Genomic DNA, 25808 nt, shown 5'->3' with positions numbered 1-25808 from the left:
CCCCTATCGTCTGCGCAACAGCCAGTGAGGTCGAGAGGCAGTTTCGGATGGTCGGCACGCGCGAGAAGTTGGAGCAGTTGCGGGGCACCCTCGCGATCGCCGAGGAGCCTGCCGGTGCGTCCGGCATCGCGAAACGACAGAACAAAGGCATCCCCAGCGCCCGCGAGCGGGTGCGATCGCTGCTCGACCCGGGAACGTTCGTCGAGATCGGCGCACTCGCGCGCACGCCGGGAGCGCCGGACGCGAAGTACGGCGACGGAGTGGTCACCGGGCACGGTCGCATCGACGGGCGGCCGGTCGTGGTCATCGCGCACGACCAGACGGTCTACGGCGGCTCGGTCGGCGAGATGTTCGGCCGGAAGGTCGCCCACATCCTGAAGTTCGCCTTCGAGAAGGCGTGCCCGGTGGTGGCGATCAACGATTCCGGTGGCGCCCGGATCCAGGACGCGGTGACTTCGCTGGCCTGGTTCGCGCACATGAGCCGCCGCCAGGAACGGCTGTCCGGGTTCGTTCCGCAGGTCTCCATCATGCTCGGCAAGTGCGCCGCCGGTTCGGTGTACGGCCCGGTGAACACCGACGTGCTCGTCGCTACCGAGAACTCCTACATGTTCGTCACCGGACCCGAGGTGATCAAGACGGTGACCGGCGAGGACGTGACCGCGGAGGAGTTGGGCGGCGCCCACGTGCAGGCGCGCAACGGCACGATCCATCACGTGACCGCCACCGAGCAGGAGGCGTTCGACTGGGCCCGCAAATACCTGAGTTACCTGCCGTCGAGCTGCTTGGAGCAGGCGCCGATCGTGAACCCGGGTCTGGAACCCGAGATCACCGCCACCGATCTCGAGCTCGAGTCGATCATCCCGGACTCCGACCGCGAGGGATACGACATGCACGAGATCCTGCTGCGCATCTTCGACGACGGCGATTTCCACGAGATCCGTTCGGCCACCGCGGCGAATCTGATCACCGGCTTCACGCGCGTGGACGGCCGCAGCGTGGGTGTCGTCGCCAACCAGCCGCTGGTTCTCGGCGGCGCGGTCGACGCGAAATGCTCTGACAAGGCAACGCATTTCATCAGGCTGTGCAATGCCTTCGGCATTCCCCTGGTGTTCGTGGTCGACACTCCCGGCGTGCTCCCCGGCGTGGAGGAGGAGCGCAACGGTGTCATCGTCCGCGGCGGTCGCGTGTTCCGCGCGATCATCGAGGCGACCGTGCCCATCATCAACGTGGTGGTGCGCAAGTCCTACGGCGGCGCGTACGGCTTCATGGCGTGCAAGCAACTCGGCGCCGACATCAGCCTCGCCTGGCCCACCGCCCGCATCGCGGTGATCGGTGCGGAGAGCGCGGTCGACATCGCGGGCAGGCGTCAGCTGTCACAGGTGCCGGAGGAGCAGCGCGCAGCCGTACGAGAGTTCATGATCGACCAGTACAACGCTACCGTGGCGACGCCGTGGATCGCGGCGGAACGCGGATACATCGACGCCGTCATCGAACCTTCCCGGACCCGGCTGGAAATACGGCACGCGCTGCAGCTCCTGCGGGACAAAGAGGCGGCTGCCGAACACAACCCGCGCAAGCACAGCCTGTACCCGATGTAGTAGCGGTTTCCCTGCCGCCGGGCCGGGTATGCGCCCGGATGGGAACGAAGGTCCGCGGTCGGAGGAGTTGCGGGCATGGACTGGTTCACCGCATCCGAATATTGGTTGAGCAGGCAGCTGCTGACTCGCGGTGTCGCAGCCGTCTATCTGATCGGCTTCGTGGTCGCCGCCCGCCAATTCCGGGCGCTGATCGGGGAGCACGGCATGCTGCCCGTGCCGCGCTGGCTGGCCCGGCGCTCCTTCCGGCGCACGCCGAGCATTTTCCATGTCCACTATTCCGACCGGTTCTTCGCCGTCGTGTCGTGGTTCGGTGCGGCGTTGGCCGCGGCGATGGTGGCCGGCGCCGCCGATCTGGTGCCGCTATGGGCAGCGATGCTGATGTGGGCGCTGTTGTGGGTGCTCTACCTGTCGATCGTCAACGTGGGGCAGGACTGGTACGCGTTCGGGTGGGAGTCACTACTGCTGGAATGCGGGTTCCTGGTGATCTTCCTCGGCAACGACCGCACCGCGCCGCCGGTGCTGGTGCTGTGGCTCGCCCGCTGGTTGCTGTTCCGGGTGGAGTTCGGCGCCGGACTGATCAAACTGCGCGGTGACCGGTGCTGGCGCGATCTGACCTGCCTGTATTACCACCACGAGACGCAGCCGATGCCGGGGCCGCTGAGCTGGTTCTTCCACCATTTGCCCAAGCCGCTGCACCGGGCGGAGGTACTGGGCAACCACTTCGCGCAGCTCGTCGTGCCCTTCGGGTTGTTCGCGCCGCAGCCGGTGGCGAGTATCGCCGCGGCCGTCGTCGTCATCACCCAGCTGTGGCTGGTGCTGTCGGGCAATTTCGCCTGGCTGAACTGGCTGACGATCGTTCTCGCGTGCAGCGCCGTGAGTGGGTCCGCGGCCTCGGCGGTGCTCCCGGTGCCCGCAGCGCCGTCGCTGCCGGGACCGCCGGCGTGGTTCACCGGCCTGGTCATCGCGTTCGCCGCGTCGGTGGTCTTCCTGAGTTACCGTCCCGCCCGCAATCTGATCTCGAGTCATCAGGCCATGAACCGGTCGTTCGACCCCTATCATTTGGTCAACACCTACGGAGCGTTCGGCAGTATCGGCGACACCCGTTACGAGGTGGTCGTGGAAGGCACCGACGAGCCGGCCGTCACCGACCGGACGCGGTGGAAGGAATACGAGTTCAAGGGCAAGCCCGGTGATCCGCGCCGGCTCCCGCGCCAATGGGCCCCGTACCATCTGCGGCTGGACTGGCTCATGTGGTTCGCCGCCGCCTCACCGCGTTACGCGCAGTCGTGGCTGGGCCCCTTCTTGACACGACTGCTGGAAAACGACGCGGCCACGCTGCGACTGCTACGGAACAATCCGTTCCCGCAGGCCGCACCGCGCTTCGTCCGGGCGCAACTGTATCTCTACCGCTTCACCACACCTCGCGAATTGGCTCGCACCCGAGCGTGGTGGGACCGCACGCTGGTGACCCGATACGTTCCGCCCCTCTCACTGGATGACCTGCATTACCGCAGCCGTTCCGGTCGGCAATGACGCGTTGGTCGGCGCCACCGCAGGCCGAGAATCGGTGCCGGACAACGGCTTGCGCTCGAAGCACAGGCCGGGGGTGGCATTCGCCACAACGGGCGTGGCGACGATCGACGGAGAAACCGGGTATGCGCCCGAATGACGCAATCGACCGAAGGAGGATGTCATGTCCATCTCGGCCTCGCGCTCGCAGTATCGCGCCGCCCGACGCGGCGGCAGCGGCTATCCCGGCACGGAGCTGCCCGTCGAATGGACCATCGCGGCATGGGTTTTGGTGTTGACGGTGCTGAGCCTCGCGCTGGCGCTCCTGTAGGAACGCCACCCGGCGAAGAGCGGGGACCAGCTGAAGGCCCGCTTCGCTGGAGCAGGAAGCTCAGCATTGCACTCACCTACGCGGGAGCTGAGCGGCATCGTGCGCTCGAGAATACTGGCGGTGCGCTACCGATGCGGCGAAAAGTTCTGCACCGCGGCAGGGTGAGTGGACGAGGAGAAGGAGTTCGATCCGTTGGAGGAAATACTACGGCCGCTCATCGTGCTTCTCGGTACGGTGGCCATCACCGTGACGGCCGGTCTGCTGTTCGATCGCTTACTGCGTTACAGCGCCCGTAGACGCCCGGGCAACCAACTTCCCACTCTATTGCGCCGGGTGCAATTGCCTGTGCAGGTGTTGCTCGGCGCGATGGCCTTGCATGCCACCTACCCGTTGACCCACCTGGATTTGCGCCAAGACGAGATGATCAGGACCGTCCTGGCGACGGCGGCGATCATGGCAGCGGCATGGGGCGTCATCCGTGCCGCCGACGCGGTCGCGGAGAACACGCTGCGCTCGTATGCCCGGCGCACCCAGGACATCATGCGGGTTCGGCAACTGCGCACCCAGCTCGGCCTGGTGCGCCGGATCGTCACCTCGGTCCTGGTGGTCACGACCGCCGCCGTCGTGATCCTGCTGCTGGTGCCGAGCCTGCGGACCCTGGGCACCTCGCTGCTGGCCTCGGCGGGGGTGATCGGCATCATCGCCGGTGTCGCCGCCCAGTCGACACTGAGCAACCTGATCGCCGGATTGCAGATCGCGTTCGGGGACTCGGTCAAGATCGGGGACACCGTTGTGGTGGAGGGAGAGTGGGGCATCGTGGAGGAGATCACCCTCGCATTCCTCACCGTCCGGATCTGGGACGACCGCAGACTGACCATGCCGGTCTCCTACTTCAACAACAAGCCGTACGAGAACTGGTCGCGTGGCGGGGCGCAGATCACCGGTACGGTTTTCCTGTACCTGGACCACAGCACACCGGTGCCGCTTTTGCGTGAGCACTTGCAGGAGTATCTGCGAACGCGCGCGGATTGGGACGGTCGCGCCTGGGGTCTGCAGGTCACCGACAGCACGCCGACGAACATCGTGGTGCGCGCGACGATGTCGGCCGCCGACGCCGACGACGTGTGGAACCTGCGCTGCGCGGTCCGTGAGGAAATGCTCGACTGGCTCGGCCGCAACCACCCCTACGCCCTGCCCAAGATCTCCACCGCGATCACCGAGACCGCCACCGATCGTCATCTGGCGCTGGCGGGCGACCGCGGCGACTGAGCTACCGTCACCGACACGTTGCTGGCGATCGACCCGGGCGGATGTTTCATCGAACCGGTGACCCTGGAAGTGCTGACCGCGACCAGGCGCTGAGGCGAGTGCGCACCGTGGGAAGCCGGCGTTCGGAGTGCGGTGCGCCGAGAGGTCAGCGGTTCGGAACGGTGTGCAGCGTTACCCCGCTCAGCCGCCCGGACTGTATCCGCGCGGTGAGATAGGTGTGTTCCGGTTGGCGGCGGCGGTCGGTGGGCGAGCCGGGATTGAGCAAGCGCAACCCGCTGTCCGCGACGCTGTCCCACGGAATGTGGCTGTGGCCGAAGACGAGTACGTCGGTATCCGGGAAGTCCCGGGCGCAGCGTTCCTCCCGGCCCTTCGCGGGTCCGGTTTCGTGCACCACCGCCAGCCGGAGTCCGTCGAGTTCGGCGCGGGCGACCTCGGGCAGCCGCGTACGCAGCTCCGGACCGTCATTGTTGCCGTAGACACCGACGAGGCGCGCGCTACGTGCCTCCAGGCGGTCCAGCAAGGCGGCCTCCACCCAGTCGCCCGCGTGTACGACCACGTCGGCGGCGTCGATCTCGCGCCAGAGCAACTCCGGCAGATCCCGCGCACGCTTGGGCACGTGCGTATCGGAGATGATGAGCAACCGCATGGTGACCGGTCTACCACGGTTGCGGCGGAGCGCCGATTGTCCCGGTCATGGGGCAGACGACATGGCAGATTGCTTGTGTGATATCTATCACACCCCCTCGGGCTGCCCGGTCGAGATTGGACCTCCGGTCGTGGGTATGCCGGGCGTGACGGTGACGCAGTACAGCGCACCGGTGCGACAGTTTCCATCGCGTTGTCCGGGAGGGCTTGTGTCTTCGATGCTTTCGTTTCTCATGCTCATGCTGATGCTGCCGGGGATGGCGACCGTCGCTGCGTATGTGACGGTGGCGATCAGTGTGTGGCTCGAGGAGCGTCGCGACGCCGCCGACCCCGCGGTTCGGGTCGAAGCGCGCCGCTCGTAGGCCGCGGCCGGTCCGAAATCAGGGCCGGCCTATGCGCGTCACCGGCGCAACCAGCGCGTTACCCGCCGGCGGCGAGGTGCGGCCCTCCAGTCGAGACCGGTGGCGGTCGCGAAGGCGGCGGCGTCGGCGGAGGTGGTCGTCTTCGGGTGATTCCGTGCCCATGCCGTGAAACGGGCGGTGAAGTCACCCTCGCACGCGTGCACCAGCAGCGGGAAACGGCGTGCCACCTCGCCGGCGCGCTTGCGCAACAGCGCCTCCGCCGCGGCGCCGACGGCCTCGGCATCGAATCCGGGCGGCACCGTGGCTCCCGCGACGAGCGCACGCACCAGCGCTGCTTGCCGCTGGGCCAGCGTCGCGTCGTCAGGCGGCCGCGCCGGTCGGGACGCGGCGCTCACGCCAGTATCGCCCTGGCGCCCGCGGTGATCGGCGGGCGGTCGACGGCGGCCGCGATGGCGTCCAGTTCATCGAGCAATTCGGCCGCGAGCGGATAGTTGCCGTCGCGCTCCAGCATGATCGGCGCCGGACGATGCGCGGTGTATTCCGCCACGAGCGCGAGAACTTCGCCGGGAACCGGGTCGGTGTGGGTGTCGTGATAGCGGCCGCCGGATTCGTGACCGCCCGCGACGTGGCAATACGCCACGTGTTCGGCGGGCAGGCGAAGGAGCTCGGCGAGCGGGTCGCGACCGCGGTTGCGGGCGTTCGCGTAGACGTTCGCGAGATCGAGCAGCAGCCATACCCCGGTGCGTTCGACGAGTTCGGACAGGAATTCCGCTTCGGTGTATTCGTCGTCGGGCCAGTCGAACAGCGTCGCGATGTTCTCCACCGCGAGCGGGACGTCGAGCGCCGCCTGGGTTCGGGCGATATTGCGGGTGAGTGCGTCCAGCGCTTCGCGGGTCCGCGGTACCGGTAGCAGGTGACCTGCCTCCAGGCCGCCCGCGCGTACGAAAGCGATGTGCTCGCTCACCAGCGGAGCCGCCACCGCCGCCGCGCAGGCCGCCAAATGCTCGACGCGATGGCCCGCGACCGGCTCCGCGCCGCCGAGCGACAGCGAGATGCCGTGCGGCACCACGGAGACGCCGCGCGTCCGCAGAGCGGCCAGTTCCTCGGGGACGGCGAGCTGCCCGGCGTGGCGGGGGTCCCGGGGTAACGACTCCGCGATGACCTCGCAGAATCCGAGCCCCGCCAAGGCGGCTATCACCCCGCAGATCTCGGGTCGCCAGCCGATACCGAGCGCGTCCGGTGGCAGCGGGCCGGGGCGCTCATCCACCGCAGCCGCCGCAGCCGCCGCCACATCCGCCGCCACATCCGCCTCCGTCCCCGCCACTGTCCCCGCCGCTGTCGCCCCCGCCGTCCCCACCGCCCGACGCGCTCGGCGGCGCGACTGCCTGGGCAAGTCCGGGATCGAGCGCGACGAGCGCACCGATGCCGAAAACAGCTGCCGCGAGTGCCGCGCTCTCGGCGCCATAGGTCGCGTAGGAAGGCGAATTGCTCGGCCGCAGATACCGATTGCGGTCCGACGCGGCGTCCCGGGCACGCACACCCAGCGCGGTGAGCCGGGGCTTGCGCACCACCAACCAATAGCCGAGCGCCTGCGCGATCACCAGCACCACCAGCCCCCCGACCGGGTTCCCGTGCGAAGCGCCCGCGATGATCCGCACCACGCCGAGCGCGCCGGTGAGGAGAAGCGGCATGCCCGCGTCACGCAGACCGTGGCGCATGTCGGGCCCGGGGAAGTACCCGAGGTCGACCATCCTGGTGCGCAGCGCGTCGAGCGACCCGCCGACGATCGCGCCGACGGTCTTGCGCTGCCCCGCCGCCAGCCGGTCGTACACCGACACGGTGAACGGATCCAGCTGCCCACGCTCCTGCGCGGTGAGTGCGCGAACCGGCGCGGCGCCAGAATCGATCGCGTCGACGCCGCGCAACCGCGCCATCGCCGCGAGTACGGCGTTCTGGTCGCCGTACAGCATTCCCAGCTCGGGCGAGGTCAATTCCGCGCCCGGCGCGGCGACCGCGTCGGTTTCCGGATCCGCGCCCGTCACCCGCGATCGCAGCCAGATCCCCACGAACAGGGCCACCAGCACGAGCGGTATATAGACGGCGAGGAACTGCGGCCCGGAAATACCCCAGGTATCACCGGCAGCGACAAGTCCGTCCGAGCCCACCCCGATCACTTTCATGTCCCACCTCGGAATCGGTCCAACCTGCTCCAAGTATCGGGCCGCTGCGGCTCACACGCCACAGCGAATCGCCGTGGCGCGCATCGGCAGCGGTCGTGACCCGACGGCCCGGCTCACTTCACGCGGCCGAGGCCGAGTTGCTCGGCGAGCATCAGGGCGATCTCGGTCTCCAGCCGATTCACCGTCAACGGATGACCGAGCACCTCCTCGGCCCTGCGTATCCGGTAATGGACGGTGTTCTTGTGGACGTGCATGCGCGCCGCGGCGTCGGTGAGGCTGCCGCGGGCCTCCAGATACGTCTGCACCGTCTCGCGCAGACGAGCGGTGGTCTCGTCGTCGCGCATGAGATCGCCGAGCACCCGGTGGACCCACGCTCTCGTGTCGGGCAGATGGTCGATGAGCAGGCTCGCCAGCGCCACCCGGGAGTGCACGGTCAGCGGACGACCGGGGTCGGCGAGCAACGCGAGGCCACGAGCGCGCTGGGCATCGCGGAAGGTCTGCCGGAACCCGGCCAGTCCGGGGCCGGGATCGCCGATCGCGACGCGAATTCCCGGGCGGCGGCGCAGTTCTCGCTCGAGCCGGTCGGCATCCAGTGACGGTTTGCCGACCGACGATATCCACGCCCAGCAGTTCTGCTCGTCGACCAGGACCGTCAGCGGGTGTTTGCCGGTCGCGGTGGCGAGCATCGACGTACCGGCGCGCAGCAGTTCGATCGATGCCGCGCCGGGTTCGGGCACCCAGAGGACGGCGGCCATATGCCACCCCCGCAGCGAGGCGGACAACATCTCCTCCGCGGAGGCCACGTCGAGGTTCTCGGTGTCGAGCACCGCGCGGATCTGGGCCGCGCGGGTGGTGTCCGAGCGCGCGTCCCAGCGGCGTCGTTCGCTCTCGTAGATGTCGATGACACCTTCGATGACCTGGTCGATGTAGCTGTTGACCAGCACGGCGACCCGGCTGGTGGTCGCCAGGGCGAGATCGGCGGGTGTCTCGGCACGCCGGAGCGCGGCGATGGTCTGCTGCATGAACATGTGTTCGCCGAGGCGGTACGCGCGCAGCAGGGCCTCCAGGGACATCCCGTGCTGGGCGAACCGGCGAGCGTACTCGGCGGCGGCGGGCGGCACGGTGATGTCGTCGCGCGAGATGCTCAGCATGAGCATGTCGAGGATCGCGGTGAGGTTGGACGCGGTGCTGGCGATCATCAGCCGTCGCACTTCGTCGTCGTGGCGGAATTCCGGGATCACCTCGGCGAACATCGCGGTCATCTCGGCGGTCAGCCGGTCCAGATCGGCTTTGACGCGTCCGGCGACATCGCGGATGGTCGTGTCCACGTCAACGCTCATGCCGGGACCGTACCGGAACCGGCGCGGCGGCTCCGACGCATTCCGCTTTCTTTTGTGCCATCGGCACAAAGCCCGCCGAAAACTCTGGGATGCGGGCCCGTAGCCGGGTTCTCGCACCCGATCTAACTTGGATTGTAATCCCCGTCACCCCGAAGTAGGTGAGGACATAAGTGCAGCACGTTGTGGAAATTCCGGAGGTCAGGGCGACCTGGAATCCGTCCGGCCCCTGTATTGCGGACGACCGCGAGCAACTCGACAATCAGACTTTCGTGAAACGGGTACGTACGGCCGCAGCCGTCCTGTACGCGAATGGCGTTCGTGAAGGCGACGTCGTCGCGGTCGTATTGTCGAATCGACTCGAATTCGTCGTCATTCTTTTCGCGGCATGGCGGCTGGGTGCCGCGGTCAGCCCCGTGAAGCCGGATTCGACCGTCGAGGAGGTGCGTTATCAGGTCGAGGACTGCCGGGCGAAGGTGGTCGTGACCGAAGGCGGACGCGAAGGTGCGACGCTGGATGTGACCGAGGTGGCCGGACCGGGCGCCGAGGTCGCCGGGCCCGAATCGGCGCCGGCGGATCCAAGCGCCGCGGCGCTGATCATCTACACCAGTGGCACCACCGGGCAGCCGAAGGGCGTCGTGCTCGACCACGCCAATATCGCCGCCATGTGCGCGATGCTGGTCGGGGCACTGGCATTGAACGACACCGACCACAGCTTGCTGATCCTGCCGCTGTTCCACGTCAACGGGATCGTGGTGAGCGTCCTGTCGCCGCTGCTCGCCGGTGGCCGGGCCACCATCGCGGGCCGATTCTCGGCTTCGGCGTTCTTCGGCATCGTGGAACGTGTTCGTCCGACCTATTTTTCGGGCGTTCCCGCGATCTACGCGATGCTCGTCGCGCAGCCGGAGAGTTCGGCGCCGGACACGTCGTCGTTGCGCCGTGCGATCTGCGGAGCCGCGCCGATGCCCGCGGAACTGATCGCGCGGTTCGAAACGCGTTTCGGTGTTCCGATCGTCGAAGGCTACGGACTGTCCGAGGGTACCTGCGCGTCGACGCTGAATCCGCCCGGCGGACCGCGGAAGCCGGGCACGGTCGGGCGGCCACTGCCAGGGCAGACCGTGGCGATCATGGATGGCGACGGTCGGGTCGTGCCCGCCGGGACGAGCGGGGAAGTGGTCATCCGGGGTGCGAACGTGATGCGAGGCTATCTCGGCCGACCCGAGGCGACCGCGCACACGGTGGTCGACGGTTGGCTGCATACCGGTGACGTCGGCTATTTCGACCCGGACGGATACCTGGTGCTGGTCGACCGGATCAAGGACATGATCATCCGGGGTGGCGAGAACATCTATCCCAAGGAGATCGAGAACGTCCTGCACGCCCATCCCGCCGTTCTGGAAGCCGCGGTGGTGGGGGCGCCCGATCCGGTCCTCGGCGAGGTACCGGTCGCGCATGTGGTGACGATGCCCGGCGCGCGGGTCGATGCCGCGGATCTCGTCGAGCACTGCCGGAGAACTCTCGCCCGCGCGAAGGTTCCGGTGTCGATCGAACTCACCGAAGCGCTGCCACGGAATCCGGTCGGCAAAATCGACAAACGAAAGCTCCGCGCGCTGGTCGCCGACGCGATCGTCACCACCACATAGAAACAATCCGCTCGGCGGTGAGCGGAACTCCCATGATCCGAACCGCATTCGGCCGGGTCCTCGCATGCGCTTTATTCATCGGATAAGAAAGGTCCGAACAATGGGATTCAAAACAGCGGATTTCCCGCCCGTCGACGTGACGACGTTCCTCGATCAGCCGTTGCGGGAGCGGATGAGAACTTTGGCCCTGCATTGGGTCGAATTCGGTTTCGGCTCGCCGAGGATGATCCACACGATCTATCTGCTCAAGGTTCTGCTGGTCTCGGCGCTGGGCGGCGTCGCCGTGGCGACCTGGAGTTCCGGCGTCGGCCCGTTCTGGGATGTCGCGGCCTGGTGGAACGAGCCGATCGTCTACCAGAAGCTGGTGCTGTGGACCGTCTTGATCGAGGCGCTCGGCATCGCCGGGTCGTGGGGGCCGCTCGCGGGCAAGTTCAAGCCGATGACCGGCGGAATCATGTTCTACGCCCGCCCCGGCTCGATTCGCCTGCGGCCGTGGCGACGGGTGCCGTTCACCGGCGGTGACACCCGCACGGTGGCGGATGTGCTGCTGTACCTGGCGTTCCTCGGGACGCTCCTGGCGGCGATCGTGCTGCCCGGCGTGCCGAGCGCCTCGCTCAGCGCGGCGCTGCCGGACAACACCTCCGGCCTGGTGAATCCCGCGCTGCTCGTCGCTCCGATCGTGCTGTACATACTGTGCGGCTTGCGGGACAAGACGATCTTCTTGACCGCGCGCGGCGACCAGTACCTGCCCGCATTGGTGTTCTTCGCGGTGCTGCCGTTCGTCGACATGATCATCGCCGCCAAGTTGCTGATCTGCGCGGTGTGGATCGGGGCGGGCGTGTCCAAGTTCGGGCAGCACTTCACCAACGTGGTACCGCCGATGATCTCCAACAGCCCGGGCGTGCCCGCCAAGTGGATCAAGCGGCTGCACTACCGTGACTTCCCCAGGGACATCCGGCCGTCGAAGGTCGCCTCGTTCATGGCCCATGTCGGAGGCACGACCGTCGAGATCGTCACGCCGCTGGTGTTGCTGTTCTCCACCAACCACTGGCTGACCCTGGCCGGAGTGGTGCTGATGGTGGTCTTCCACGCGTTCATCACCTCGACGTTCCCGCTGGCGGTGCCGTTGGAGTGGAACGTCCTGTTCGCCTACCTGAGCATCTTCCTGTTCCTGGGCTTCCCCAACGGGGGCGGCTACGGTCTGGCCGACATCTCCTCGCCGTGGCTGGCCGTGGCGATCGTCGCGGCGCTGGTGTTCTTCCCGATCCTCGGTAATCTGCGCCCCGATCTGGTGTCGTTCCTGCCGTCGATGCGCCAGTACGCGGGCAACTGGGCCTCGGCCCTGTGGGCCTTCGCGCCCGGTGCGGAGGAGAAGCTGAACACCATCGCGCACCGGCCCACCGTGAACCAGATCGACCAGCTGCGTGCGATGGGTTACCCGCCCGAGGTCGCGGAGATCACCATGCAACAGACGATCGCGTGGCGCTCGATGCACAGCCAAGGCCGCGGCCTGTTCTCCCTGCTGTACACCCACATTCCCGACATCGATCGCTGGACCGTGCGGGAAGCGGAATTCGGCTGCAACTCGCTGATCGGGTTCAACTTCGGCGATGGTCACCTGCACAATCTGGACCTGATCGAGGCCGTGCAGTCCCGAGTGGGATTCGCTCCGGGAGAATGGATCGTGGTGTGGGTGGAATCGCAGCCGATCCACCGCGGCGTCCAGGAGTATCAGGTCATCGACGCGGCGCTCGGCGTCGTCGAACGCGGCACCTGGCGAGTGCGCGACGCGGTCGAGGCGCAGCCGTGGCTGCCCGACGGCCCGATCCCGCACGAGGTGACGTGGCGGCGCGCGGGCTACACCGTGCCGACGCCGCTGGAGGAATCGACTCGGGTGCTCGCGCCGCAGACGGTCGGCTGACGGTCGGCCACGAGGGACGGAGAGCGACATGAGCAGTGCAGTCGTGGTCGGCGGCGGCCCCAACGGTTTGGCCGCGGCCATCACCTTGGCCCGAGCCGGTTGGGACGTCACCGTGCTGGAGGCCGCCGACGAGATCGGGGGCGGCACTCGCACCGGCGAGGCGATCGTGCCCGGTCTGCTGCACGACCACTGCTCGGCCATCCACCCGATGGCGGTCGGCTCTCCTTTCCTGCGCGGTCTCGACCTGGAGCGCTACGGATTGACCTGGGCCTGGCCGGAGATCGACTGCGCCCATCCGCTCGACGACGGCACCGCGGGCGTGCTGCTGCGCTCGGTCGCGGAGACCGCGGCCGGGCTCGGCGGTGACGGCCGTGCGTGGCGACTGCTGTTCGAGCGGACGGCGGCGGGCTACGACCGGATGAGCCCCGACATCATGCGGCCACTGCTGCGTGTGCCGCGCCACCCGGTGCGGCTGGCGCGCTTCGGGATTCCCGCCGTGGTTCCGGCCACGCTGCTCGCCGGACTGTTCCGCACCGAGCAGGCGAGGGGGTTGTTCGGCGGCGTCGCCGCGCATGCCTTCCACCCGCTGCACCGGCCGCTCAGCGCGAGCATCGGCCTTGGCATCCTCACCGCGGGCCACGCCTACGGCTGGGCGGTCGCCGCGGGTGGATCGCAACGGATCACCGACGCCATGGCGGCGGCCCTCGGCGACCTCGGCGGAAAGATCGAAACGGGCGTGCGGGTGCGGTCGGTGTCCGATCTGCCGCCGGCGGAACTGACCATGTGGGACCTGGCGCCGACCGCGGTCGCGGAGATCCTCGGCGACCGCCTGCCGCCTCGAATCCGGAAGTCGTATCAAGACTTTCGTTACGGCCCGGGTGCCTGCAAAGTCGACTTCGCGGTGCACGGCGGCGTGCCGTGGACGGCGGAGGCGGCGCGCCGGGCGGGGACGGTGCACCTCGGCGGCACGTTCGCCGAGATCGCCGCCACCGAACGCGAGATCCATCGCGGTCGCATGCCCGAACGACCTTTCGTACTGGTGGGGCAGCAATATCTCGCCGATCCGCAACGTTCGGCGGGCGACATCCATCCGATCTGGGCATACGCTCATGTCCCGCACGGCTATCCCGGCGACGCCACGGCGGAGATCACCGCCCAGATCGAACGCTTCGCCCCCGGTTTTCGCGACCGCATAGTCGGAACCAGCGTGCGCAGCGCGGCGGAATTCGCCGAATACAACCCCAACTATGTGGGCGGCAACATTATGACCGGCGCGAAGGACATCACACAGCTGCTGTTCGGTCCGCGTAAGACCCTGCAGCCCTATGACGTAGGCGTGCCGGGTCACTACCTGTGCTCGGCGGCCACACCGCCGGGCCCAGGGGCGCACGGGATGTGCGGCGTGAATGCCGCGCAGCGGGCGCTCCGGCGTTGACGAGCCCGGCCATCGTCTCGATCCTCGCCCTGGCCTGACGCTGCCGCGGCGACACCACCGGCTGGTCCGGGGTGACCAGCGGTTTCCCGCGGGATCACCCGGGCAATCGGTCACCATGGATGCGGAAAACACCAATGCAGCGGACACGTCGTCGAGCAGCGCACAGCGTTTCGGCCGAGTCACGGCGGATGATCTACGCCGGTTGCTGGCCACCGGCCAACCGGACGCGTACCTGGTCCTCGAGGAGGGGCAGATCAGAATCGAAGGTGCCTTCGGGTCCGAGCCGCAAGGAATGCTCATCCTGTCGCGGGCCGAACTGGCCGCCCGGATCGGAGAGGACCCGGACGCCGCCGCACTGACCGAGACCGCCGCCGAACTGGACACCGAAGTTCGTCTCCGGGGTGCCTGAAACGTCGGCGGCCCGTGCGGCCGGCTATGGATCTGCCGGAAATCGCTTTGCACGGTCACGTGCCGGATGGCCACGATATCGGTATGAGCATCGAACCGTGCTCGGCGCTCGCACCGGGCGTCGTGCCACCGGAACGGATCGAACTGGACGAGCTGCTGTTACGGCGATGGCAGCCGGAGGACCTGCTGCCGCGACTCGAGGCGATCAACGCCTCCTTCGACGAGATCCACCCCTGGATGGACTGGCTCGCCGAACCGGCGACACTGGAGAGTCAACGCGCTTTCGGCCGGGAGACGGACGAGAGCTGGCCCAGCGCCGCGGGCAGTTTCAACTTCGGCATCTTCGCCGCCGACGGCAGCGTGCTCGGCGCGGTCGGTCTGCACGATCGGCTCGGCTCGCGAGCTGTGGAGATCGGCGCTGCCGGGCGTCGATCGTGTCGAGATCCACTGTGACGAGGCGAATGTCCGCAGTGCCGCGGTAGCCCGGCGGCTCGGCTACCGGCTGGACCGGATCGAGCCACGCGAAAAGCGTGCGCCCGCGGAGTCCGGTCGTGGGATGTACTGGGTCAAGGAGCGATGATCAGCCGCCGGTTCGCTCAGCCGGTGGCAACCGGGGCGGCGACAGGCCCGGCGGGTTCGTGGACATCCGGGCCGAGGTCAGTTGCGTAGAGTCCGGCGATTTCGGTGGCGTATTTCTCGGCGATCACCCGGCGCTTGAGTTTCATCGTAAGGGTGACTTCGTCGCCGCCCGCTTCCCAGAAGGTGGGCAAGACGCGGAACCGCTTGACTTGCTCCACCCGCGAGAGCTTCGCATTGCCCGCGGCGATGCCTGCGGCGATCTGCTCGATGACGCCGGCGTCGGCCGACAAGGCCGCTGCCGAGCAATCGGGCAGGTCGTGCCGCTCGGCGTACGGTCCGGCGGTTTCGGCATCGAGGACGAGGAGCGCGGTGTTGTAGGGGCGGCCGTCGCCGATCACCGCGATCGCCCCGATCAGCGGTGTCGCCGCCTTGATCGCGTTCTCGATGTTGGTGGGGGACATGTTCTTCCCGGCGGAGTTGATGATCAACTCCTTCTTGCGGTCCACGACCCTCAGATATCCGGCGTCATCGATGGTGATCACGTCGCCGGTGCTCAGCCAGCCCTCGGAGTCGACGGCCTCGGCGGTCTTGCCGGGCTCACCGCGATAGCCCTTCATCACGAGCGGGCCGCGGACGTGGAGTTCACCGTCGTCGGCGATCCTGGCCCGCATGCCGGGCAACAGTTTGCCCACGGTGCCGAGCCTGGCGTCGCCGGGGTGGCTGACGCTGCAGATGCAGGTGAGTTCGGACATGCCCCAGATCTCGGCGATCGGGATCCCGAGCCCGGCGAAGAATCCGAGCGTTTCGGCGGGGATCGGCGCGGCGCCGGACATCGCCCAGCGGACGCGGTCTAAACCGAGTTTCGCGCGCAGCCCGGACAGGACGAGTCGATCGGCGCGTGCCCACTCGGCGGCGACGGATTCGGGGACCGGCTCCCCGGCCGATTGATGAGCGCTGCGCTGGGCGGCGACCGCCAACGCCCACCGCAACGCGGCCTGGCGCTGCTCGCCGGGCTCGTTGGCGACCGCGAATTCGATTGCCGCTTTGAGCTTTTCCCATACCCGGGGCACGGCGCCCCAGATCGTGGGGTGCAGGTCGGCCAAGGCGGCGCTGATCCCCGTCGGATCGGCGACGCAGGTCACCTGGGTGCCGAAGACCTCCTGGAAGTACAGCGCGGTCAGCCGGTCGGCGATGTGCGCGGTGGGCATGTAGGACGTGATGGTGTCCCCGAATCGGATGCCCAGCACCTGATCGACGGCGTAGCACTCGAACATCAGGTTCGCGTGCGTGGTCTCCACCCCTTTGGGATCGCCGGTGGTGCCCGACGTGTAGATCAGCGTCGCGACGTCATCGGGCTGGACCGCGCGCCACGCGGCGTCGAAGTCGAAGTCTCGCTCACCCGCGGCGATCACGTCAGCGACCGACAAAGTGCCCTCCGGGGCGTCGTCGACGCATACGATGTGGTCGAGTTCGACGCCGCTCGCGCGGACTTGTTCGACATATCCGGGCTCGCAGATCAGCACGCGCACACCGGCGTTGCCCAGAACGTACGCGATCTGCTCCGGCGACGCGGTGTTGTACACGGAGAAACTGGTGGCGCCGAGATGCTGCGCCCCGACCTCCAGCGGATAGAACTCGATGCGGTTGGACATCATCAGGGCCACCGTGTCGCCGCGCCGGACGCCCAGTCCCGACAGCCCGGCGGCGATCAGACGGACCCGCGTCGCGTACTCGCGCCAGGTGAGGGTGGCGGCGTCGCCGGGAGTGCGGAGCGCGACCGCGTCGGGATCGACGGCCGCGTTGTGCTGGAAGGCGGCGGGGAGCGTGTCGAAGCGTGGAGTGCTCACGAAAGGGATTCCTTCGGGTCGGACGGCGCATGCTGCGGCCGGACCGTGCTGAGTGGAGATGCGATGGGCGACCTGGAGCCGTCGTGACCGGCATACGGCGACGGTGTCGTGCGCGCTTCGACCCTGCGCAGCAGGTCGTGGACGCGGCGGTCGTGAGCGAGTGCGCTGTCGAGCACGACATTGACCGCCCCGCGCAGCAGCGCGTAGGGCTCCCACCCTGCCGGTGCGATGGTGCGCGCGGCGCGACGCTCGATGCCGTCCGCGATGGTCCTGGCCGCTTGCGCCGCCGAGATGCGCGTGTTCAACGGCCACGGCAGCAGGTCGTCCAGCTCACGGCCGAGTTCGTCGTGATCGAGGGTGTCGTGGGTCATCCGGGTGTCGACGATGCCGAAATAGGCGATGCCCGCCGAAGCGCCGAACGGCGCCAGTTCTACACGCAACGCCCGACCCAGCTGTTCGACCGCGGCTTTGCTGATCATGTACGGGGCTCCCGCCATGCCGGGAGCGAACGCCGCGCACGACGACACCACGACCACATGACCTTCGGCGGCGACGACGTGATCGAGCGCCGGGCGCAGGGTGTTGAACACACCGGTGAGGTTGATGTCCATCACCCGGTCGAAGTCCTGCCCGTCGAGCGTGCGCACCGTCGCCGGGCGGGGCACCACGCCCGCATTGGCCACCACCACGTCCAAGCGGCCGAAATGATCGGCGGCCCGGTCGACGACCGCCCGCATCGCCGAGCGGTCGGCGACGTCGGCGGCGATGGCGAGGGTTCGATCGCCCAATCCGGCGGCTGCCGCGTCGACCGCGTCCCGGTCGAGATCGACCAGCACGACCGAGGCCTGCTTGTGGTGCAGCAGCGCGGCCAGTTCGCCGCCGATGCCGCGCCCCGCGCCGGTGATCAGCACGACCCTGCCCGCGACCGAATATCCGCGCCGCCCCCTGGCGATCCGGAGCATGTCGCCGATCACCGGATCACCTCGTAGGCCGCGGTGTCGAATCGGCTGGTGCGCTGCCGGTATTCGAAGCTCCAGTTCGGGTAGAGACCGGCATTGAGCCCGTCCGGCGTCTGGTAGTAGCTCTGGCATCCGCCTGTGAGCCATACCGTCGACGAACTGCGGCGAGCCATCTCCGCGACGAAATCGGCCTGCGCTGCCGGTCGCACCTCGATCCGGCGCGTTCCGCGGGAGCGCGCGTCGCGCAAGGCGTCGACGATGTAGGCGATCTGGGATTCGATCATGTAGATCGCGGACTGGTTACCGGCGGCGCCGAACGGACCGAGCGTGCAGAAGAAGTTGGGGAACCCGGACAGCGCGACACCGAGATAGCTCTGCGGTCGTTCCCGATAGAGCTGCGCCAGCGTTCGCCCGTCGCGCCCGACGTAGCGCTCGTAGGCGGTCGGGATCGAGGTGAAACCGGTTCCGAAGATGAGGGTATCCACCGCGTGCTCACTGCCGTCGCGCAGCAGAATCGAGTGCGGCCGGATCTCGGCGATCGGCTGGGTGACCACGTCGACGTTCGGCTGGTCGAGTGCCGGTAGGTAGGTGTCGGAGAAGATCGCTCGTTTGCAGCCGATGACGTAGTCGGGGGTGAGCTTCTTGCGCAGCTCCCGGTCGCGGACCTGCCGCAGCAATTGCAGTCGGCCCAGCGCCTCGTACGGGTGCCGGAAGCGCTGATCGACCAGCGAGATGAGCCCGAAGGTCTCGATCGCCGCGTAGAACCCGCCGCGAATGGCGCGCTGCGCCAGCGGGATACGGCGCAGCAGCCGTCGCTCGAGTTCGAGGGTGCGGCGATCCATGCGCGGGACGATCCAGGGGGCCGATCGCTGGAACAGCAGCAGCTGGGCCACCTTCGGCTGGATCTCCGGCACGAACTGCACCGCCGAGGCGCCGGTGCCGATCACCGCGACCCGCTCGCCGGTGAGATCGTGATCGTGGTTCCAGTGCAGCGAATGGAAGGACGTGCCCGCGAAGGAGTCGATGCCGGGCAGCCGGGGATACTTCGCCTCCGCGAAGAGCCCGGTGGCCGATAGCAGGAAGTCCGCGGTCAGCGTGCCGCGCGAGGTCTCGATCCGCCAGAGCGAACCTTGCTCGTCCCACCGGGCGTCGAGCAGTTCGGCGCCGAACCGGATGTGGCGGACGACATCGTGTTCGATGGCCACCGAGCGGATGTAGTTCAGGATTTCCGGCTGCCGTCCATAGGTGCGCGACCACTCCGGATTGGGTGCGAAGGAGTAGCTGTAGAGGTGGGACGGCACATCGCAGGCACAACCGGGATAGGTGTTGGCCCGCCAGGTGCCGCCGAGGTCGTCGGCGCGTTCGAGGACCACCAGATCGTCGAATCCGGCCTCGCGGAGTTTGATCGCCAGGCCGATGCCGCCCAGACCCGCGCCGACGATCGCGATGGGGGTGTGTTCGATCGGATCGGAGGTCACTGGCGCTTCCTTCCGTGTAGGACCGCGATGAGCAGGTCGACGACCATGTCCACGCGGTGGTCGCGCCGGAACGAGGTGAGCGGCAACGGGGACGGGAAACGCTGGCGCGTGGTGGCTTTGGCGTAGGTGAATTCCCTGAGCCCGTCCGGCCCGTGCACGCGGCCGAATCCGGAGGCGCCGACGCCGCCGAGCGGCAGCGCGGGAATGGTGGCGTGCGCGACGAACGCGTTGATGGAAATGCCGCCCGCCCGGATGCGGTCGGCGATGTCGCGCCCGTTGCGGCGGGCGAACACGGTGCCGCCCAGCCCGTAGGCGCAGCGGTTGACCAACTCGACGGCCTGGTCCATGTCCCTGACCTTGGTGACCGTCAGGGTGGGACCGAAGGTCTCCTCCGTCACCGCGGACGCGTCCTCGGGGACGTCGACGAGGATGGTCGGTTGGACGAACTGACGATCGAGGGCATCCGGGCCGCCGAGCACCGCCCGGGCACCGCGTGCGACGGCGTCCTCGATGTGGCGGCGAATGATCGCGAGTTGCTTCGGCATCGTGATGGGGCCGATCTTCGAATCCGACCTACCGGCGTCGATCTGTCCCGCCGCCGCCACCAGTTCGGCGAGGAAGTCGTCGTAGACGTCGGCGTGGACGTAGACGCGCTCCACGGCCAGACAGGTCTGCCCCGCGTTGGACAACCCGCCCCACACCGCCGCGTCGGCGGCGGCGGAGAGGTCGGCATCGGCGTCGACGATCAACGCGTCCTTGCCGCCGCACTCCATCAGCACCGGCGTGAGGTTCTCCGCGCACGCCGCGAGGACGAGTTTGCCGGTGGCCGTGGATCCGGTGAACCCGATTTTGCCGACGCCGCTGCGGCACAGAGCGTTTCCGGTGTCGCCGAGCCCGGTGATCACTTGCAGCACCGGCTCGGCGGGCATGGTGCGTGCGAACGCCTCCGCGAGCCACAGCCCGACGCCGGGGGTGTACTCGCTGGGTTTGAACACCACCGCGTTCCCGGCGGCCAGCGCGAAGGAGATGGAGCCGAGCGGAGTGAAGACCGGGTAGTTCCACGGTCCGATCACGCCGACCACGCCGAGGGGAAGGTATTCGACCGTGGCCGCGTGGTTGAGCGTCAGCATGCTCGACGGCACGGAGCGACGGCCGAGCACCTTCTCGGCGTTGCGGGCCGCCCATCGCAAGTGTTCGAGGGCCATCGCGATCTCGAGTTTGGCGTCGGAGACCGGCTTGCCCATTTCCCGGTGGATGATCTGGGCCAGTTCGTTACGGCCGGTGGCGATCTGGGCGCGCCAGGCGCCCAGATGCCGAGCGCGTCCGGCGAAGCCGAGATCGTGCCACCAGGTCGCGGCCTCGTGGGCGGCGGCGACGGCGGTGTCCACGGCATGGCGGTCGTGGACCGGGTAGGTTCCGACCACCTCGCCGGTGGACGGATCGTGCACGTCGAAGGTCGACACGACCGACGGTGCGTGATTGTCGGTGGAGACGCTCATCGGGTCGTCTCCCTCGATCGGCAACGCATAGACAACGCTGTCCCTTTCCTATGACGGTCTCAGAGGTCGACCACGAGGTGTTCGCCCGCGGCGCGGGAGACGCAGACCAGCATCTGGCTCTCGCGTTCGGCCGCGGTGAGCACGCGATCACGGTGGTCGACGGCGCCGGAGACGACCGCGACTTTGCAGGTGCCGCAGAATCCCTGCCGGCAGGAGTAAGGGGTGTCCGGCAGTGCGCGATGAATCGCGGTGAGCGCCGTTTCGTCGGCCGCGACCCGGACGGTGGTCGCAGTGCGCGCCAGAGTGAGGTCGAATTCCGCGCCGTCGACGACCGGCAGCGCGGAGAACCGTTCGGTGTGCAGCGAGGCCGTCGGGTTGAGTGCGAACAGGCACCGCCGCGCCGCATCGAGCATCGGCGGCGGCCCGCATACGTACACCGCCGCACCGGGTTCTGCGCGCGCCAGCAGTGCGGCGACATGCGGAGGGCCGAATTCGTCGTCCGGCCTGACGTCGGCGTCGGGCAGGTCGGCCAGGAACGGCATGGTCTCGCGTGAGCGGCCGACGTACACCAGGCGTCCACGCGCGCCCGCGGCCTCGATCATCGGGATGATCGGGGTGATGCCGATGCCACCGGCCAGGAACAGATACGACGGCGCCTCGACGAAGGTGAACGCGTTGCGCGGCCCGCGAATGCGCAGACGGTCGCCGACTCGCAGCGAATGATGGATCTCGCGCGATCCGCCGCCCCCGTCGGGAATGAGCCGCACCGCGATGCGATACCGGAACCGGTCGCTCGGGTCGCCGCACAGCGAGTACTGGCGCTGCCGTCCCGAGGGCAAGAAGACATCCACGTGCGCGCCCGGCCGCCAGGTGGGCAGCGGACTGCCATCGGCCGCGCGCAGTGTCAGGCTCACCACGTCGGCGGCTTCGCGTTCGATCCCGGCGATCGTGACGTCCGTATCGAAGCCCTTGCGGCGCACCGTGTTCGGGCGGGACAGGAGCGCGGCGGTGCGTCCGGTGACGAACACCTTCCGATAGATGTCCATGACATCGCCGATCAGGCGCAGTCCCCCGGGCGCCGAGCGCTCGGCCAGGGTGGGTGATCCGTTCATCGGTGCGCCGCCCGCGCGGCAGGCGAGTGCGCCAGATAGCGCAGGGCCTTGTCCATCGGACCCAGCTGGGACGGATGGAAACCCGGCCGCAGGTACCGCGGCATCTCGGTGACGAAGACCGTCCACTTCGGGATGACGCCACGCCGGGTCGCGCTCCAGAACTGCAGGCCCCAGAACCGGCCCTTCTGCGGCGACGGATCCTTCCGGTAGAGATAGGCGGTGGAGACGATGAACAGCGGAAGCAACGTCGCGCTGGCCAGGATCGCCGTGCGGGCTCTCCGTGCGTAGCTGCCGTCGATATGCATGAAAGCGTCGTAGACGACGCTGCGGTGCTCCACCTCTTCGGCGCCGTGCCACCGGACCAGGTCCAGCATCGCCGGATGCATGCCCTTCTCCTCGAGGATGTCCGCGTTGAGCAGCCATTCCCCGAGCACCGCTGTGTAGTGCTCCATGCCCGCGAACAGACCCAGCCGTTCCTTGAGCCACTCCTCTCGCGCCCGGCCGGTCAAGCCGTGGTCACCGAGGATGCGATCGACCAGCCAGGCGACTTTGCCGACGTAGGAGTCGACGTCCAACCCGATCGATCGCAGGTGGGCGCGCGCGGCTTCATGACTGTTCGCGTGCATGGTCTCCTGCCCGATGAACCCCGTCACCTCCTCCCGCAATCGTTCGTCGTCGATGTGCGGCAGGGCTTCGGCCAGTGCCTGCGCCATGGCTCGTTCCCCTTCGGGCAGCACCAGGTGCATCACATTGACGATGTGGGTGGCCAAGGCCTCGCCCGGCACGTAGTGCATGGGCACGGAGTCGAAATCGAAATGGACGTCGCGCGCATGGATGGCATGCGCTTCGTCGCGATACCGGCGCTGCGTCGCGCCTGCCTGCTCAGCCATGACCCGACCGTACAGAACAACAAATCGCATTGCAATGTTGCAGCAACAACTCGGGCTGAATGTTGCAGGATGGATCCGTTTTGCTAGCGTTGGCCCATGCCCACCGCGTCGAAGGCCACTGCGAGCAGCGAGAATGTCGCCGGTACCCTCGTCACCCGGATCCTGGACGCGGCTCTGGTCCTCTTCGAGCAGGTCGGCGTCAAGAAGACGACGATCGAGGAAGTGGCGCGGAAGGCGGGCGTGGACCGGGTGACGGTCTATCGCCATGTCGGTGGCCGCGACGACCTGGTGCAAGCCGTGATCAGTCGAGAGGTGGCCGCGGTGCTCGCCGAGATCACCCAGATCGCCGACCGGCACGACGAACTCGGCGATCTCGTCGCCGACATGTTCGTCACCGTGATCACCCGCTGGCGCACGAATCCGCTCGTCGACCGCATGCTGGCGCTGGAACCGGCGCGCGTTGTCCTGAAACTCACCGTCGATGGCGCGGGCCCGTTCGCGATGTCCGTCCACGCGACGGTCACCGCGCTAGAGCGCGCTGTCGAACGGGGAATCCTGCCGCCCGCAACGGATCTGACCACTCGTGCGGAAATCGTGTGCCGGATCGTCCACTCGCTGATCCTCGCGCCGCACGGGCTCACCGAACTCCGGACCGACGGGCAACTCGACGATTTCGCGCGCACATACCTGGTACCGGTGGTGGCCGGACCGAACGTCGCGCCCCGCTGACACCGGACGCACCGGACCGGTCGCTCCGTGGAATGCCGCGCGCGGATGTCCAACGGGCGAACGCTCGGTTGTACCGCGGCAACCGCTGTCGATTTCGTCCGGTGTTCCGCGAAAAACGCTGCGCCGGAATTCGTTCAGAAGACGCCTTCGTCCACTTGGCGATCCCGGATGTGCCGTTGACCAGCGCCACGTCGAATCCGTCGCGTTCGGCGAAACGGTCCTCGGCATCTCCCCGCGCTCTCGTTGCGACGAGACGATCGGCCGTACCTGCGACAAGGCCCGGCAAAATAGCGGAGAGTGTGCTATTTGGCAGGCGATCGATCGCGACTGACCGCGTGGTGAATGGGGGACCGCGACCGTCAGCGGATCGTCGAACATCGTCCCGTTGATCATGTGATGCGCGGTGTTTCACTGTGGCTCCGTACTTCTGGCCTACACCGTCCAGCGGTCAGCCACTCGGAAGTGTTTCCATCCAGAAGCCTTCAGCCAACGAAGAGATGAGGTAGCTGCATGTTGACTGTGTGATGATGAAGGAGGAGGGGTGGCGATCTCGATGACCTACAAGGTGGCTGTCGTCGGAGCGGGTTTCGGCGGCATCGGGATGGGAGTCGGGTTGCGGCGAGCCGGGATCACGGATTTCGTGATCTTCGAGCGGGACGGCGACGTCGGCGGGGTTTGGCGAGACAACACCTATCCGGGCTGCTCCTGTGATGTGCCGTCCCACTTGTATTCGTTCTCGTTCGCGCCCTACCGAAGTCGGCGCATCCGATATCCGCGCCAGGCGGAGATCCTGGAGTATCTGCGCGGGGTCGCCGCCGACCACGGTTTGGTTCCGCATCTGCGATTGGGCACCGCGATCAGGGAAGCCAGCTATCTGGAAACCGAGGGCGGGTGGGAACTGACCACCTCCGACGGGCGGCGTGTGGTCGCCGAGGTGGTGATCTTCGCCGTGGGCCAGCTGCACCGGCCGAGCATTCCCGATCTCGCGGGCCGGGCGGATTTCGCCGGACCGTCGTTCCATTCCGCGCGCTGGGACCACGACCAGGACCTGCACGGCAGGGACGTGGCGGTGATCGGCACCGGCTCCAGCGCGGCACAGATGTTGCCGACCCTGGCCACGAGAGCCCGGCGGGTCCGCGTCTTCCAGCGCACGCCGCACTGGGTACTGCCCAAACCACCCGCCGACTTCGGGCCGCTCGCTCGAACGGCGCTGCGGCTGCCCGGCGCTCACCATCTCTATCGCCGAGTCCTGTACTACGGCTCCGATGCCGTGCTCGCGCCGATCATGCGCCGAGGTTGGTCGGCGCGGCCCGCCGAATGGGCTGCCCGGCGGTACCTGCGCAGCCGGATCGCGGACCCGCGGCTGCGGGCGAAACTCACCCCCGACTATCCGATCGGGGGCAAGCGCATCATCTTCGACAGCCACTATTATTCGGCCTTGGCCCGCGAGAACGTCGAGCTGATCACCGACCCGATCGCCCGGATCACCCGCGATGGAGTGCGCACCGCCGATGGTGCACACCATCCCGCGGATGTGATCATCTACGCCACCGGTTTCCGTGCTCCGGAGTTCCTGGTCCCGATCACCGTGCGTGGACGCGGGGGCGTGCTGCTGCACGACCAGTGGCGTTCCGGAGCGACCGCGCTATTGGGCATGGCGGTTCCCGGCTATCCGAATGCCTTCCTGATCGCCGGGCCGAACAGTTTCAACCCCGCGGGCAGCAATCCGGGAATGAAGGAGTGTCAGGTGGACTACATCGTTCGTTGCCTGCACTGGCGTGATCGGATCGGCGCGTCCGCCATCGAGGTCAGGGAAACCGCGATGCGGGAACATCAGCAGTGGCTCGAGCAAGCGGTCACCAAGACGGTGTGGCCCGCGATGGGATCGAACTGCTGGTACAAACACGACAGCGGGCGCGTCACCAACCCGTGGCCCGCCTCGGCGCGTGCCTTCGATCGCGCCTTACGGCGACCGCCGTCCGAATCGTTCCGTGCGGTTCCCCCCGATCCGGCGAACCCGACAGATCCGGCCGCATCGGAACCGGCCGCCGGAATCCACTCCGAGTGACAATGCCGG

The 25808-nt window shown here is 67.9% G+C and carries 23 protein-coding genes; 12 read left to right on the top strand and 11 right to left on the bottom strand.

From position 1 onward, the window contains the following. Positions 1 to 47 precede the first annotated feature (47 nt). From AB0L97_RS31910 to AB0L97_RS31895, 4 genes are all read left to right on the top strand, one after another. Positions 48 to 1598, top strand: coding sequence for an acyl-CoA carboxylase subunit beta (locus AB0L97_RS31910; RefSeq protein ID WP_355075377.1), 1551 nt, complete (start codon positions 48 to 50; stop codon positions 1596 to 1598). A gap of 75 nt (positions 1599 to 1673) precedes the next feature. After that, complete coding sequence (locus AB0L97_RS31905; RefSeq protein WP_364436860.1) at positions 1674 to 3131, top strand: lipase maturation factor family protein; 1458 nt, start codon at positions 1674 to 1676, stop codon at positions 3129 to 3131. Between the two features lie 160 nt (positions 3132 to 3291). Continuing rightward, positions 3292 to 3438 (top strand): hypothetical protein, encoded by a 147-nt coding sequence (locus AB0L97_RS31900; RefSeq protein WP_355075381.1) that lies wholly within the window; start codon positions 3292 to 3294, stop codon positions 3436 to 3438. Positions 3439 to 3603: 165 nt separating this feature from the next. Continuing rightward, positions 3604 to 4707, top strand: coding sequence for a mechanosensitive ion channel domain-containing protein (locus AB0L97_RS31895; RefSeq protein ID WP_364436855.1), 1104 nt, complete (start codon positions 3604 to 3606; stop codon positions 4705 to 4707). A 145-nt stretch (positions 4708 to 4852) separates the two neighbouring features. On the opposite strand, the gene AB0L97_RS31890 is transcribed toward AB0L97_RS31895, so the two are convergent. After that, positions 4853 to 5353, bottom strand: a complete 501-nt coding sequence (locus AB0L97_RS31890; RefSeq protein ID WP_364436852.1) for a metallophosphoesterase — start codon at positions 5351 to 5353, stop codon at positions 4853 to 4855. A gap of 208 nt (positions 5354 to 5561) precedes the next feature. On the opposite strand from AB0L97_RS31890, the gene AB0L97_RS31885 reads away from it, so the two are divergent. Then, a complete protein-coding gene (locus AB0L97_RS31885) occupies positions 5562 to 5714 on the top strand; it encodes a hypothetical protein (RefSeq protein ID WP_355075386.1) in 153 nt (50 codons plus the stop codon). 38 nt (positions 5715 to 5752) lie between these two features. Here the strand turns inward: AB0L97_RS31885 and AB0L97_RS31880 are convergent, their stop codons facing one another. The 4 genes from AB0L97_RS31880 to AB0L97_RS31865 form a co-directional block, all read right to left on the bottom strand. After that, positions 5753 to 6109, bottom strand: a complete 357-nt coding sequence (locus tag AB0L97_RS31880; protein WP_364436849.1) for a hypothetical protein — start codon at positions 6107 to 6109, stop codon at positions 5753 to 5755. Continuing rightward, positions 6106 to 6960 (bottom strand): DUF692 domain-containing protein, encoded by an 855-nt coding sequence (locus AB0L97_RS31875; protein ID WP_364436903.1) that lies wholly within the window; start codon positions 6958 to 6960, stop codon positions 6106 to 6108. Before AB0L97_RS31875 ends, AB0L97_RS31880 begins: the two co-directional genes overlap by 4 nt. Before the next feature lie 13 nt (positions 6961 to 6973). Beyond that, complete coding sequence (locus AB0L97_RS31870; RefSeq protein WP_364436846.1) at positions 6974 to 7894, bottom strand: TIGR04222 domain-containing membrane protein; 921 nt, start codon at positions 7892 to 7894, stop codon at positions 6974 to 6976. A gap of 113 nt (positions 7895 to 8007) precedes the next feature. Next, on the bottom strand, positions 8008 to 9234 hold the full coding sequence (locus AB0L97_RS31865; protein ID WP_364436843.1) for a helix-turn-helix domain-containing protein: 1227 nt from the start codon (positions 9232 to 9234) through the stop codon (positions 8008 to 8010). Between the two features lie 170 nt (positions 9235 to 9404). Here AB0L97_RS31865 and AB0L97_RS31860 point away from each other — a divergent pair, with 170 nt between their 5' ends. The 5 genes from AB0L97_RS31860 to AB0L97_RS31840 all read left to right on the top strand — a co-directional run bounded on the left by AB0L97_RS31860 (position 9405) and on the right by AB0L97_RS31840 (position 15091). Next, positions 9405 to 10874, top strand: a complete 1470-nt coding sequence (locus tag AB0L97_RS31860; RefSeq protein ID WP_364436840.1) for an AMP-binding protein — start codon at positions 9405 to 9407, stop codon at positions 10872 to 10874. A gap of 100 nt (positions 10875 to 10974) precedes the next feature. After that, the gene (locus tag AB0L97_RS31855) at positions 10975 to 12795 is read left to right on the top strand and encodes a DUF3556 domain-containing protein (protein ID WP_364436837.1); all 1821 of its coding nucleotides are present in this window, start codon (positions 10975 to 10977) and stop codon (positions 12793 to 12795) included. A gap of 28 nt (positions 12796 to 12823) precedes the next feature. Then, positions 12824 to 14230: an NAD(P)/FAD-dependent oxidoreductase gene (locus AB0L97_RS31850; RefSeq protein WP_364436834.1), complete on the top strand. Its 1407-nt coding sequence runs from the start codon at positions 12824 to 12826 to the stop codon at positions 14228 to 14230. A gap of 115 nt (positions 14231 to 14345) precedes the next feature. Further along, on the top strand, positions 14346 to 14639 hold the full coding sequence (locus tag AB0L97_RS31845) for a hypothetical protein (RefSeq protein WP_356965813.1): 294 nt from the start codon (positions 14346 to 14348) through the stop codon (positions 14637 to 14639). Between the two features lie 83 nt (positions 14640 to 14722). Continuing rightward, positions 14723 to 15091, top strand: a complete 369-nt coding sequence (locus AB0L97_RS31840) for a GNAT family N-acetyltransferase (protein WP_364436830.1) — start codon at positions 14723 to 14725, stop codon at positions 15089 to 15091. A gap of 143 nt (positions 15092 to 15234) precedes the next feature. Here the strand turns inward: AB0L97_RS31840 and fadD11 are convergent, their stop codons facing one another. The 6 genes from fadD11 to AB0L97_RS31810 all read right to left on the bottom strand — a co-directional run bounded on the left by fadD11 (position 15235) and on the right by AB0L97_RS31810 (position 23002). After that, on the bottom strand, positions 15235 to 17064 hold the full coding sequence (gene fadD11 / locus AB0L97_RS31835; RefSeq protein ID WP_364436827.1) for a fatty acid--CoA ligase FadD11: 1830 nt from the start codon (positions 17062 to 17064) through the stop codon (positions 15235 to 15237). Further along, a complete protein-coding gene (locus AB0L97_RS31830; RefSeq protein ID WP_364436900.1) occupies positions 17061 to 18026 on the bottom strand; it encodes a short-chain dehydrogenase/reductase in 966 nt (321 codons plus the stop codon). The genes fadD11 and AB0L97_RS31830 overlap by 4 nt, the downstream gene beginning before the upstream one ends. A gap of 8 nt (positions 18027 to 18034) precedes the next feature. Continuing rightward, a complete protein-coding gene (locus tag AB0L97_RS31825; RefSeq protein ID WP_364436824.1) occupies positions 18035 to 19501 on the bottom strand; it encodes an NAD(P)/FAD-dependent oxidoreductase in 1467 nt (488 codons plus the stop codon). After that, positions 19498 to 21000, bottom strand: a complete 1503-nt coding sequence (locus tag AB0L97_RS31820; protein ID WP_364436821.1) for an aldehyde dehydrogenase family protein — start codon at positions 20998 to 21000, stop codon at positions 19498 to 19500. Before AB0L97_RS31820 ends, AB0L97_RS31825 begins: the two co-directional genes overlap by 4 nt. A 59-nt stretch (positions 21001 to 21059) precedes the next feature. Further along, positions 21060 to 22046: a PDR/VanB family oxidoreductase gene (locus AB0L97_RS31815; protein ID WP_364436897.1), complete on the bottom strand. Its 987-nt coding sequence runs from the start codon at positions 22044 to 22046 to the stop codon at positions 21060 to 21062. Positions 22047 to 22108: 62 nt separating this feature from the next. Further along, positions 22109 to 23002 (bottom strand): metal-dependent hydrolase, encoded by an 894-nt coding sequence (locus AB0L97_RS31810; protein ID WP_364436818.1) that lies wholly within the window; start codon positions 23000 to 23002, stop codon positions 22109 to 22111. A 96-nt stretch (positions 23003 to 23098) separates the two neighbouring features. Between AB0L97_RS31810 and AB0L97_RS31805 the strand changes: the two genes are divergently transcribed. Both AB0L97_RS31805 and AB0L97_RS31800 read left to right on the top strand, forming a co-directional pair. After that, entirely contained in the window at positions 23099 to 23731 is a 633-nt protein-coding gene (locus tag AB0L97_RS31805; protein ID WP_364436815.1) for a TetR/AcrR family transcriptional regulator, read from the top strand. Positions 23732 to 24272: 541 nt separating this feature from the next. Beyond that, positions 24273 to 25799 carry an NAD(P)/FAD-dependent oxidoreductase gene (locus tag AB0L97_RS31800; protein WP_364436812.1) on the top strand — a complete coding sequence of 509 codons (1527 nt, stop codon included), beginning with the start codon at positions 24273 to 24275 and terminating at the stop codon, positions 25797 to 25799. Positions 25800 to 25808: the final 9 nt, after the last annotated feature.

It is taken from the genome of Nocardia sp. NPDC051911, assembly GCF_040681035.1.
GTDB lineage: Bacteria > Actinomycetota > Actinomycetes > Mycobacteriales > Mycobacteriaceae > Nocardia > Nocardia sichangensis.
The sequence above is the reverse complement of the archived record's forward strand: the minus strand, read 5'-3'. Positions and strand labels throughout refer to the sequence as shown.